The sequence below is a fragment of the Paenibacillus sp. VCA1 genome (genome assembly GCF_031583795.1).
GTDB lineage: Bacteria > Bacillota > Bacilli > Paenibacillales > Paenibacillaceae > Paenibacillus_AQ > Paenibacillus_AQ albilobatus.
Genome location: NZ_JAVLSX010000005.1, coordinates 57,190 through 69,321, shown reverse-complemented (window position 1 = coordinate 69,321; position 12,132 = coordinate 57,190). Strand labels below are relative to the sequence as shown.

Genomic DNA, 12,132 nt, shown 5'->3' with positions numbered 1-12,132 from the left:
TCCCCCCTTATGCGTGTTTCTGTTTAACCGCCAAAGCCGGCGTTCTCGGGGCTGTTTTCCGCTGGAGGTTCGGCCGGGATGACGACGGTGGCTCCTTTGTTCACGCCTGATATAATTTCTACCCGGTCAGATGTGTAAATGCCGATTTCAACGGGCTGGAACGTGTACGTTTCAGGGTGAGCCGGATCGGACGCCAAATACACGCCGTCTTGGCCGCCTTCCGACTGCAGCGCAGCCAAAGGTATATACAAAACATTGTTATGCGTAGTCAATTCGATCGATATCTGCATATTCATCCCCGTCTTGAGCGTTCCTTCCGGATCCTGAATCGAAAGCTCCACGGTGTAACTCGTGATCCCGGCATCGGTCACGGCTTGCGGCGAAACGAAGCTGATTTTGCCTTCGTATTGCTTGTCAGGGTAAGAATCCGTCCGCATGGTCGCTTTAAGCCCCATTTTCATTTTCGCAATGTCGGTTTCGTCCACTTTAGCCTGCACTTTCAATTGGTTGGAGTTCGAATTGTTCATGACGATAAATGGAGCGGTCGGGATTGTTCCGACATCCCCGTTCACCTTCAAAATCAATCCGTCCCACGGAGCGGTGATCTGCAGTTTGGACAGCTCGCTTTCCTTCTGTTTCAAATCCGCTTCCGCCTGCAGCACGGCGGCTTCGGCCGACATTACCGCGGAAGGCTCCGGCGGCGCTTCGGCGGCTTTTAAGCCCGCCAAAGCGGATTGGTAGGAAAGTTTGGCCTCCTCCTCCGCCTGGTTGCCTTTTGACACCGTTCTCTCATATTGCAGCTCCGCGTTTTCATATTCTTTTTGCGCTTTATCCAGCGCATCCTGCAAAGCCGTTTGGGCTTTGGCATACTGAAGTTTGGCGTTCTCATATTCATTTTTGGCTTTTTCCAGGTTCCGTTCGGCCTCCGTCGCTTCATTCAAGGAAACGGCCCCAAGCCCGAATAAATAGGACTGGTCGTCATACTCCTTCTGGCTTTTATCCAAATTGGCTTTCGCCGCCGCAATTTGCTGCTCCGCTTCCTTTAATGCGGCGTTTTCGCCCTGCTCCAGGACGGCCTGCTTGGCTTTTTCCAGATTTGCTTTGGCCGCCGCCTTCTGGTTTTCGGCTTCCTTCAGGGTAAATGGATCATTCACCGAATCCAATGCCATTTTCGCTTTGACGACATTCTCTTTTTGCGCCTCGATTTCGTTTGGCTTGGCGCCTTTTTTCACCTCGTCCAGCTTTGCTTTGACAATCGCCAAATTGGATTCCGCGCTTTTGATCTGCATTTTCGCTTCCGAATCGTCAAGCTGCGCCAGGACTTGTCCGGCTTTCACGCTGTCTCCGGCCTTGACGTTCACCTTGATCAGCTTGCTTGTCCCTGCGCTTGTAAAGTTCAAGTTCGCTTCTTTGGTCGCCTGTACGATCCCCGCCAAGCTAAGCGTATCCGTTACGTCTCCCTGCTCAACCTTGACGGTTTCATTCGGGGGCGCCGCGACAGGTTTCGGGGTTGTTTTAAAATAAATAAAGATGCCGGCACCGCATAAGATGACGATCACAGCCGCAATCCAAATCCAACGTTTTCTGCGCTGCCGCCTCAGAGAGGTTAATGTCTGGTGATTTTCGATTTCAAGCACGCCGTTTTCCTCCACATTCATCATTACATGTTCTGGCTCAATACTGAAATTTGTTCTTTGCATTGTGCGAGGCGACCGCTGCGGTTACGGATCGTTCTTCCGATCGCCGCCCGCCTCCAATAGCCTTTCACAAAGGTAGAACTCGTTGACTCTTACAAAAGCCACGGTTTATACAGCGTAAATTCCGCTTGCTTTTGCTGGATCGCGAGCTCCGTCGCCTTTCTTTCCCACTGCTTCACCTTGATCTCGTTCGTTTTGATTTCCATGCCGGGTATGAGCCCTCTTTTCCATTTATTTTCGGCAAGCGATAGTTCATCCCGGGCATTCTGAAGATTGCGCAGCAGCTCTTCGTACTGCGATTGGTACTGCTGAATGCTCAAATAAGCGGTTTTTAGCGATTCCGCCAATTGCTCCTTGGCTTGGGAAAGCTCCATCTTGGCCGCTTCCACGTCCAGCGCTTTCAGCCGATATTCGCCCACCGCGGTCCCATTGTAAAAAGACGCTTCCGCCATCGCTTGTTTCACGGCATTTTCCTGCTTGTACAACGCCGGGCTGCCGGAAGATGTCATTTCCTGAATATGTAACTCGATGTCAAGCGCTTTGGGCTTGCTGTATTTCGGTATGTCCACCAGTTCGTATGTCGTTCCCTGCTTTCTCCCCATCAGTTTGCTCAGGGCATCCTCGGCTTTCTGCGAAGCGGCTTTGCTTTCCGCTAGTTTTTTCTCGGCTTCCTTTTTCGCCCGAACCGCCTTCGCTTTGTCGTTCTCCGATATTTTGCCGCGGGCAGCCTTGGCGAGCGCGATGTTCTCCTCCTGAAGCGCAACGTCCAACGCTTCTTTATCCGTTGCCTCATTATTGGCAGCCGTTATCGCCTCATAGTAGGCTTTCATCGTTTGGAGTTCCAATTGATCCATGACCAGGGGAATTTGCTTCTGTGCATCTTCGTACATGCTTGCAGCGGCTGCGTATCGTTTGTACGCCGCGCGCAGCGCTTCCGCATCATCCGGCCCGTCGGTATCCTCACCTTCATGGTTGTCCCGCCTGGTAACCTGCTTCATTTCATCCGCGGCGCTTTGAAGCATGATCGCGTTCCGTTCCACGGTTTGATTGGCCGTCTTGAGCAAAAGGCTGTTTTCTTGCGCCCATTTGGTTGCCTGCTCTAATGTCAGCTTTACCTGGGTGGTGCTTGATTCCACAATATAACCTTGGACCACCGTTTCCGCCCGCGCAGGCTGCAGCATCGTCAATGCGACAAAAGCCGCCGCGGCAGCGGCCAAAGCTAAACGTCCACTCCCTTTCATTTTCGCCCTCCCGATCCTGATCTTTCTTCATGCCGGCTTACGCCAACCATCCGGAACCCATAAATCATGGGATATATTCCCATAACACTGTACCATTGCGAATAGGGTCATTCCATCGTTATCCCTTACATTTGCCTTACATTTTTGTCATCTAAGCAGATTGTATTAAAGAGACACTGGATTTCCCCGTGGATCAAGGAATGACAAGTAGAACTTTAATTCATTCTATCTCAACGCAAAAAAGAACCCGGAGCGGATGACCGTCTTCTCCGGGTTCCCTTCATTTTGGAGCCTCAGCAGGGATGGGATGTTATGAAAAAGGATACCAGAAGCCGCGCAGCACCTTGACCTTCAGCCAGATTCCCGCGGCCAAAAGAACGACGCCAAGGACAACAAACGTCCAATCCAGAGGTTCCATATCCTTGCCGCTGTACCAGGTGCGGCGTTTTTGCGTGCCAAAGCCGCGCAGCTCCATCGCGTTTGTGACGGAATCGATCCGGTGCAATGCGGATTGAAGCACGGGCACCACCACGGCCGCCAAATTGCGAATGCGCTGCAGGATGCTTCCGTCCTCCTTGGAAATCCCCATCCCGCGGGCCTGCATCGAATTCAGCGTGCCGCGGAATTCCTCGGTCAGGTCCGGGATGTACCGGAGGGCGATGCTGACCGCGTAAGCGATTTTGTACGGAACGCCGATCCGGTTCAGGCTTGCCGCAAATGCGCTCGGCTGCGTCGTGAAAATGCACAGGATCGTCATCGGCAGCAGCGTCAAATATTTGGCCGACAGCGTCAGCACGTAAAAGAGCGTTTCGCTATTGATCGTGTTGTAGCCAAGCGGAATGACGGGCGTATCCGTTCCCGTAAGCCTCGTCGCAAACGTCGGCGTAATCAGCACGATAAAAATGCTGTTCAGCACCGTAAAAATGATCATCAGCCAAAACAAAAACGCCATCCGTTTAAACGGAATGCCCGCGGTGACAAGCAACACGATGCCGACGATCAGCATCGGCACGAATACGCGCAAATCCAAAAACATGTATGTCATGACCGTCCAGGCCATAAAAAGCACCAGCTTGACCGCGCCGTCCAGCCGGTGAAACAGCGAGTTCCCCGTAACGTACAGGCTTCCCGTTCTATTCATGGCCTTTCCCCTTTTTCTCTGCGTTGATAAATGCCTGAACGAACCTCTCAGGCGACGTTAACCCGTTGGCTTTCGCAAACCGGGACAGCGACGTTTCCTTCAGATGGGCGGCCTCCGTAATATCCGGATTGCTCAGCACCGCCGCCACCGAATCTTCGGCGATGACGCGACCGGCGCTCAGGACGATCGCACGGGCGGCATACTCGAGCGCAAGGTACATGTCATGGGTGATCAGCAAAAAGCCGATGCCTTGCCCGGCCAACGAAGCGATAAAATCCATGAACTCCTTGTAGTGGCGGTAATCCTGCCCTGCCGTCGGCTCGTCCAACAGGATCAATTTCGGTTCAAGCACCAAAATGGAAGCGATGCTGAGCCGTTTTTTCTGTCCGTAGCTAAGCGCGGACACCGGCCAATTGCGGAACGGGAACAGCCCGCACACCTTCAGCGCCTCCTCCACCCGCACCTTGATCTCGGCCGCCGGCACGCCTCTTGCTTTCAGTCCTAAGCCTGCCTCTTCAGCAATCATATGCTGCGTGATCATCCGGTTCGGATTTTGCATGACGTACCCGATCGCTTCGCCCCGGCGGCGGATCGACCAAGAACCGATATCCTGCCCGTCATAACGCAGCGAGCCCGATTGCGGCTTCAAAATGCCCGTAATAAGCTGGGACAACGTCGATTTGCCCGCCCCGTTATTGCCGAGAAGCGCCACGATTTCCCCTGCGCCGATCCGCAGGGACACGTCCTTGATGACCGGATGCTCCGGCTCGTAGCCGAAATTCAGCCCCTCGACCTCCAGCAGCGCGGCGGGAGAAGGCCGGTCCGAAGCGGCCCCGGCCGCTTCGCTCCAATGGTCGAGCTTCTCTTGAAGCCCAGGGATATCAAGGCGCTGCGGCAGCCGCAAACCGCTGACGCCTTCCAGCGGAACTCCGGCATGGCGGAGCGCATCGACATACAGCGGCGGCCGCAAACCGTAGCCGTGGAGGGCTCCGGAGGACAAAATTTCGTCGGGCGTCCCGATGGCCGCGATCCGCCCGTCATTCATCAGCACGATCCGGTCCACCGGCTGCTGCAAAACGTCCTCGACGCGATGCTCGATGATGATGACCGTTTTGCCGCTCTCGCGGTGGATGTCGTCGATCAGCTGCATCGCCTTCCGTCCGCTTGCCGGGTCCAAATTCGCCAGCGGCTCGTCGAACAACAGCACGTCCGCATCCGTCGACAAGACGCCGGCCAGGGACACGCTTTGCTTTTGCCCGCCCGACAGCTCGTACGGGCTATGCTCGATATATTCCAGCATCCCGACCCTATTCAGCGCGGCTGCCACCTCCCGCTTCATTTCCTGGCGCGGCATCGCCTTGTTTTCCATGACGAAGGCGGTATCTTCCGCCACCGTCAGCCCCACGAACTGGGAATCCTGATCCTGCAAAATGGTCCCGACGGTGCGGCTCAGCTTAAAGATGCTTAACTCCGCCGGGTTTTGACCGGCGATCTTCAGGCTGCCGCTGGTTTCGCCACCGTACGTAAAAGGAATAAGCCCATTGATGCAATGGGCCAATGTCGATTTGCCGGAGCCGCTGGGACCGGCGATCCAGATTTTTTCGCCGGGATAAATATCCAGCGTAATCTCTTTCAGCGTAGGCTCCGACTGGTTTTTATACTTGAATCCGTATTGTTGAAACGAGATGATTGGCTGCATAACCTTCAAAAACTCCTATTCCTTCGGGGCGCTTCCCGCGCGCCTACTCGTTGACGCTCAAATGGCTCGTTTTGGCGTTTCTTTTCGCAAAGCCGATGACGGCCGGCACGCCAAGCACCAAAAAGACGATGATGTTGGAAATCGAAGCGGCCGTTACCTGCACGACCAGCTTGTCGGAAGGCTCGCCCATAAACGCGATGTCGAACCAGCCGGAGAAAAGCAGCGACAAAACGATCCCGACGATGCCGTAAACAATAAACAAACCGATATGTTTTCCTTTAAAGCTTCCGTTTTGCGGATCAAATCCCTTGGCCAAATAAATGAGTCCCATAAACGCAGCCGTAATGCCCGACCCCAGCGCCCAGCCCCACCATACCGTGCCGCTGGTCAGCAGGTCGTTCAATACGTGGCCGATGAGTCCGGCAATGAATCCGACGACAGGCCCGAACAACGCGCCGAAAATCGCGAGCAGCGCGATGGCCGGCCGCAGCGAGGTGTCGGGTCCCACGGGGATGCCGATAAAGCTGGTGGCTCCATACAGAGCCGCGCCGATGCCTATGGTCACCACCGTTCTCGTGTTGAATTGAAAGATGGATTTTTTCAATGCAGAGTCACCTTTCCCAATCGAAATATTCCAACAACATTCACGTTCAAAAACGAACATTAAACGTTTATTGTACTCTTAATATAAGGGGACTTGGACGGGAAGGCAAAACTTTTTTTGTAAATGGGCATATAGATTTTTTTGCGGATAAGCACGGAGTGACGCAAAATCATTTGCAAAAGCAAAAAAAAGACCCATTTCCTTGATCGGAAATAGGGTCTTTTTCACGATTGTTTGCTTTTTCGACCATTGGCCCTGTATTTGGACCTGCCGGCATTCCCGCACCATCAGGGCACCATATACCTGCCTGACGATAAATTCAGATCGACCAGTTCTGTTCCTTGTTGCTTGTATATGTTATCATTTTCGCCTTCGGCTCCGGACCAGGCAACGGCCAAAACGGTTCCTTCACGGCTTGAAGCGGCAAACAGGAAAGAAAACATCTCCGGAAGGATCTCGCCGCCATCGTCCACGCGCCAGGTCGAAATCGGATCGTAATCGGCCGTAAAATCCTTCGCCGCGATCCGGTCGCCTTGTACGAGCACAAGCGATGCCGTCACTTGTCGTCCTTGCTTTTGGAACCGCACCAAATAGACGGCTTGCTCCGGCTCAATGTCGGCGATTTTCCAAATTTTTTCGATCTTTTGGGATTTCGCTTCCTCGATGTTCCGTTTTAAGGCGTCGTCCGCGCCTTCGGCGTTCACTTCCTTCACCTTTAAAAGGGATTCGACGTTAAACGCTTCGCCGCTTGCCAAATAATACGTTTCATTCGGCTGGGCATTGCCGCCCTCGACTTCAAACAGCAGGCCCGGCACGTTATGAAAGTTGTTTGCGGTCTGCCTTCCGTTATCCTGGCTGCCCTGCGCCTGCTTTTTAACGAATTTTACGCTCAGCACCTGGCCGTTTTTTCCGATGGCTTTGTTCAAATCGGCGTTTTCCGTATTATCGTAGGAAAGAATGTACCTCCCGGTGTTGTCGGCGAAACCGTAGGTGTTTTGCAGTTTGGTCGTGTCCAAATACGGCTTGCTCCCGCTTTCGCTGTCCTTTTGCACCGTTTCCCCCGGTCCCGCGTCCTTCCCGTTTTCGGAATCCGTTTCGACGGGGCCTTTGCCGGAGACTCCCCCCGCTACAGGTTTGCTGCCGCCGTCGACCGCTTCCCCGGAAATTGCGCCCTTCACCGTATCGGCACCCTGGTCGTTTTTTTCCGCTTTGGTACCGGAACAACCTCCGATCATGCACGCCGCCAGAACTAGAAAAAGCAATTTTTTCATCTCCATGCTCCCTTGGACTTTTTTATGAATTAACGTTAAAACGCTGGCCTTTGTTTCAGTGTTAACTGCGTTTTTTTTCGTACGGCAGCCTATAAAATACAAAAACGCCTCCGGCATATTCCGAAAAGCGTTTGATCCGATATTCCGCGCCCTTACCGCCTCTACATCGCCTTGCTGCGGGCCTTTCGTTTGGAACGCAAGGATCCGATGCCGTCCGCGGCCAGATACAAAAGCGGAATCAACTCGGACACAAGAAGAAATGGAACGAATCCGTGGGTGACCAAATGATCGAGCTCCGGCCCCGTCCGGACCATAAACAAGGCCAACCCTATCATCATGGCCGTCATGGAAAGCGAAAAGGGCTTATGGTCTTTGAGCCCGAAGGCATGCGTCAAACCGATCACGGAAATAAACAGCAGCAGGCTGATTTTGACGAATAAGCTGGACAACCAGATCGCGATAATCAAAGGATCCAAATTTTCAAAAAATCCTCCCGGCGGGATGTAGCGAATCAGCTCCAGCTCAGGGTAGGATAAATTACCGGCCAGGCCGGGTCCGAACAGCAACAGGGTCGAAACCAGGCCGGTCAGTACGATCGCGATCGAGGTTATGGTAGCCCAAACTAGCGACTTCATCGTTTTTTCCTGCCGGGTGATATAGGGAAACAGAAAAATAATAAACGCCATTTCCGCGTATTGGGTCGCCATGATGTACGAACCGTTCCAGATCCCTTTCAAATTGATGTGGTTCACGAGCGCAACCGCCATGTTGAAGTTCAGCTCATGGGAGACAAACGGGGGAACCATGAAAATCCAAATGACGCTGATAAAGAAAAAGCCCTGCGCGACCCGAAAAATCGATCCGACCCCGGAGCGGACGACGTATACAAAGGCGCATCCGAACAGCAAGGCGATCGCCCAGTCCGGCGTGTCCTCCAAATAAATCGTGATGATGAGATCCAGCAGCTCCCGCAAAATAAATGCGGCAACAACCAAGCTCGAAAACAACATGAAGAACATGAGCGGATAATGCAGCCATTTTCCGATCACTTCTCCGCCGTAGCTGGCAAACGTCCTTCCCGGCCTTTTGATGCCCAAACGATATGCGCCGTAGGCGACCAGCAAGCCCATGGCGGCGCCTGGAATCAGCGTAAACCATGCCATGTACTGGGCGATTTTGATAAGCAAAGGCATGATGAATCCGAGCGTGGTCGTGTACAAATACTGGGAATACAGCATATAAACTTGGGATTGCGATACTTTTTCCACCGGCATCCGACTTCCTTTCATTCCCCTGCATTCAGGATCTTTACGGCAGGTCCGAAAATCCCCTCGATCAGCATGGCAATCGTCCATTGTTCCCTAAAAAAACATAAAGCTTCCACGCATATACCCATAAAAACGGCGGAACCGATCACAAGAAAAAAAGTGCGTTTTTTTCTGTTTTTTTTGGTCATGTACCGCCATTCGTATCCGATGATGCAAATGAACGCGATCCCGATGAAGATCATGACTCCTCCTTCGTGTTCGGCCCGAGCGTTTTCCCGACCGGTTCCTTGATGGTGCCGAGGCGTTTGATTTTAACGTCCACCCGGGTGGCATAATCGAGGCTGCTCCCGTAAATGTCCCGCCAGCGGGGCTTGATCCGCTCCCATTCCCGGGGGTACTTCCAATCGATATAACTGCCGAAATGAAATGCATCCGATTGAAGGTCAATCGACTTGCCGATGGCTTTGCCGATCCTTTTCGTCACCTCCGCCGACAAGCTGTGCTCGATCCTTCTCAATTCCTGCGGGTTGTTCAGATCAATCCCGGAATCCGAGGAGATGACCTCCGCTTCCCCTTTGGAGTAGATCCGAATCAAAACGCGATTTCGGCCGACCTGGGGTTTGATGTGTGTTTTCATGCGGCGAACCATAAAGCTGACGTCTTTGCCGTCTGTCGGGGAATGGATCGTAATTTCCGCATCCCTCAATTTGTTCAGGAGCCATAACCCTCCCCGCATCTCCTTCATGTTCAGCGTCCCCACCATTTTCCCTTGCTTGAAAATCGCCGCACCGACAGGTTCGACCCAAATCTGCTCCTTTTCCTTTTCCGTTTCTATTCTTTGCGTTTTAAGGCGCAGCACGGAGACGACAATATCCCCTCCGTTATAGTTGGCAGCCATAAAATCTTTGCAAGTCGTGTCAATCACCGAATGCAGCCTGGCGAAGGCCGACAGGATCTCGCTCGGAAATCTTTCGCTTACGGTGGCAATCGTGCTTACATCTTTTGCTTCTCCGGTCGTGACGTATAAATTGGCATTGATATAAAGAGACGGATGGCGGGCGGCGAATTCCAATACGGGTTCGATCCCCTCCTCCGCGAGTTCCCTTCCGACCACGATGACGCGCGTTTGCCCAAAGTTGATTTTGCGGGAAAGGCTGACCTGGATTTTGCGAAAAGCTTGGCCGATGTCCGCGCCGGATTTGGTAACATAGGAATAGGCCTTTCCCCCGGCCTGTCCCGAGCCTTCCGCCATCCCCGGAATCATCCGATTGGGGAGGGGAAAGCCGAGCGTTAGCTGTACGCCCTCTTCCGATTTATCCACAACCAGCAGTCTTACAAAAATCCGCTCATTCAGCTCCAACGATGACCAGCATCCGCCAAGCATGAAGAGCGAAAATAATGAGATGGCCAAAACGGCCGCTTTCCGTCCCCATGGCGAGTATTTCAATCCCCTTCATCCTCCTTGGCGGCGTGTGGTTGCCTGATGCGGTTTGCCCCCGAAAAAGCCGGTCGTTTATTCATGAACGGCCATGGCACCCGGATGAAAATATCTTTCAGATCGCTGATTTTCAGCGGCGTAAGCGGAGATAAATACGGCGTGCCGAAAGAACGCAAATTGATCAAATGGATATAGATGAAAAGCAACCCGCAGGCCATGCCGAACAAGCCGAAGATTCCCGACAAAATCATGATCGGGAACCTCAGCAGCCGAAATGCCAATCCCAAATCAAAGTGGGGGCTGATGAAGGAAGCAATCCCGGTCAACGAAACGATGATGACCATAAACGACGATACGATCCCCGCTTGAACCGCAGCCTGCCCGATGATTAATGCCCCGATGATGGATACGGATTGTCCGATCGCCTTCGGAATGCGAACGGTCGCTTCCCGGAGCGCCTCGAATGCGATTTCCATGATAAAGGCTTCGACAAGCGCGGGAAAAGGAACGATTTCCCTGGAAGCCGCGATGGAAATAAGCAGTCTTGAAGGAATGATTTCCGGATGGAATGACGTGATGGCAATGTACGTGGAGGGCAGCACTAAAGAGGCCACGATAAAGACGTAACGGATCCACCGGATCCAGGTGGCGGCGACATAATGCTGATAATAGTCCTCCGCCGCCTGCATCAGCATGAAAATCGTCACCGGGGCAAGCAAAACGATCGGCGTGCCGTCAACGATAATCGCCACCCTGCCTTCCAATAACGAAGCCGAAACCACGTCGGGACGTTCGGTATATTGAATTTGAGGAAAGGGCGAAAAAGGGCTGTCTTTAATAAATTCCTCCAAATAACTGCTTCCCTGCACGCTGTCGATTTGAATCCCCGACAACCTTCTTTTGACTTCATCCAGAAGCTCTTGTTTGCAGATGCCCTGCATGTAGCAAACCACCACTTTGGTCTTCGTTTGCATGCCGATCTCCATCGATTCCGTCTTAAAAAAGGAGGTCTTCAGCCTTCTCCGCAGCAAAGTGAGATTGACGTCCATATCCTCGATAAAGGACTCGCGCGGCCCGCGGATCACGGATTCGTTCGGCGCCTCTTCAATCGACCTTTTCTCAAAAGAGGAGCAGAGAACCTCGATCATGCGCTTGTCGCCGTCAACGAGCAGCAGGACGTGGCCGTTCAAAATCGCCGAGAGACCTTCCGGCAATTCGCAGACAACTTTCAGATCGGTGACCGGGAGCCTTTTAAAATCGAAAATTTGTTCGCGAAATTTCAACGCGTCATGCCGCTCAAGCGACAGCAGGTCGCGCAGCAGTTCTTCCTGCACCGTGTTTTTGTCGATCATGGCATGAAAAAATACCAACGCGCACTTCTGTTCCGGGCACGCGTAAAACGTATGGATCACCAGATCGGAGCAATGGGAGAGCTCGCTTCGAAACCAGTCCAATTGTTCGTCGATGGATTCCGCCGCCTTGCCGCAGCGGTTTTCGGGAAGCAATTCCGGCGGGAGCTTCGCCTCGCCGCCTCCGCCTTTTTTCCCCTTCTGTTTCAGCCTAAAACGCATAGACATAGCTGTTCCTGCCCTTGATGTAATGTCGAACCGCCATAGAAACCCCATTTTGGTTATTCAAAGCTTTGCTCACGGAGGAAATTTTTATTCAAACAACCAGTTTATCCTTTTCCATTCCTCGTTCCATGACATCTTTAGCTTCCGGATGAACGCGGTGGAACGTTCGCTTTCTTTCATGCTTGTTTGATTAACTTTT

The 12,132-nt window shown here is 52.8% G+C and carries 10 protein-coding genes; all 10 read right to left on the bottom strand.

Annotated features, from left to right (window positions below; genetic code table 11):
* Nucleotides 1-23: 23 nt before the first annotated feature.
* Complete coding sequence (locus RJP21_RS12165; protein WP_310859522.1) at nt 24-1,637, bottom strand: efflux RND transporter periplasmic adaptor subunit; 1,614 nt, start codon at nt 1,635-1,637, stop codon at nt 24-26.
* A 152-nt stretch (nt 1,638-1,789) separates the two neighbouring features.
* On the bottom strand, nt 1,790-2,938 hold the full coding sequence (locus tag RJP21_RS12160; protein WP_310859521.1) for a TolC family protein: 1,149 nt from the start codon (nt 2,936-2,938) through the stop codon (nt 1,790-1,792).
* Between the two features lie 310 nt (nt 2,939-3,248).
* On the bottom strand, nt 3,249-4,079 hold the full coding sequence (locus RJP21_RS12155; protein WP_310859520.1) for an energy-coupling factor transporter transmembrane component T family protein: 831 nt from the start codon (nt 4,077-4,079) through the stop codon (nt 3,249-3,251).
* Nucleotides 4,072-5,778: an ABC transporter ATP-binding protein gene (locus RJP21_RS12150; protein ID WP_310859519.1), complete on the bottom strand. Its 1,707-nt coding sequence runs from the start codon at nt 5,776-5,778 to the stop codon at nt 4,072-4,074. Before RJP21_RS12150 ends, RJP21_RS12155 begins: the two co-directional genes overlap by 8 nt.
* Nucleotides 5,779-5,821: 43 nt before the next feature.
* Nucleotides 5,822-6,382 carry an ECF-type riboflavin transporter substrate-binding protein gene (locus RJP21_RS12145; protein ID WP_373309139.1) on the bottom strand — a complete coding sequence of 187 codons (561 nt, stop codon included), beginning with the start codon at nt 6,380-6,382 and terminating at the stop codon, nt 5,822-5,824.
* Nucleotides 6,383-6,669: 287 nt separating this feature from the next.
* Nucleotides 6,670-7,653, bottom strand: a complete 984-nt coding sequence (locus RJP21_RS12140; RefSeq protein ID WP_310859518.1) for a hypothetical protein — start codon at nt 7,651-7,653, stop codon at nt 6,670-6,672.
* Between the two features lie 161 nt (nt 7,654-7,814).
* Nucleotides 7,815-8,921, bottom strand: a complete 1,107-nt coding sequence (locus tag RJP21_RS12135) for a GerAB/ArcD/ProY family transporter (RefSeq protein ID WP_310859517.1) — start codon at nt 8,919-8,921, stop codon at nt 7,815-7,817.
* 17 nt (nt 8,922-8,938) lie between these two features.
* Entirely contained in the window at nt 8,939-9,163 is a 225-nt protein-coding gene (locus tag RJP21_RS12130) for a hypothetical protein (RefSeq protein ID WP_310859516.1), read from the bottom strand.
* Complete coding sequence (locus RJP21_RS12125; RefSeq protein ID WP_310859515.1) at nt 9,160-10,368, bottom strand: Ger(x)C family spore germination protein; 1,209 nt, start codon at nt 10,366-10,368, stop codon at nt 9,160-9,162. Before RJP21_RS12125 ends, RJP21_RS12130 begins: the two co-directional genes overlap by 4 nt.
* Nucleotides 10,365-11,936 (bottom strand): spore germination protein, encoded by a 1,572-nt coding sequence (locus RJP21_RS12120; protein WP_310859514.1) that lies wholly within the window; start codon nt 11,934-11,936, stop codon nt 10,365-10,367. Before RJP21_RS12120 ends, RJP21_RS12125 begins: the two co-directional genes overlap by 4 nt.
* Nucleotides 11,937-12,132: the final 196 nt, after the last annotated feature.

Excerpts from the sequence above, each read along its gene's own strand:
- RJP21_RS12155 (WP_310859520.1), bottom strand. The coding sequence starts at position 4,079 with ATGAATAGAACGGGAAGCCTGTACGTTACGGGGAACTCGCTGTTTCAC.
- RJP21_RS12160 (WP_310859521.1), bottom strand. The coding sequence starts at position 2,938 with ATGAAAGGGAGTGGACGTTTAGCTTTGGCCGCTGCCGCGGCGGCTTTT.
- RJP21_RS12140 (WP_310859518.1), bottom strand. The coding sequence starts at position 7,653 with ATGAAAAAATTGCTTTTTCTAGTTCTGGCGGCGTGCATGATCGGAGGT.
- RJP21_RS12120 (WP_310859514.1), bottom strand. The coding sequence starts at position 11,936 with ATGTCTATGCGTTTTAGGCTGAAACAGAAGGGGAAAAAAGGCGGAGGC.
- RJP21_RS12150 (WP_310859519.1), bottom strand. The coding sequence starts at position 5,778 with ATGCAGCCAATCATCTCGTTTCAACAATACGGATTCAAGTATAAAAAC.
- RJP21_RS12130 (WP_310859516.1), bottom strand. The coding sequence starts at position 9,163 with ATGATCTTCATCGGGATCGCGTTCATTTGCATCATCGGATACGAATGG.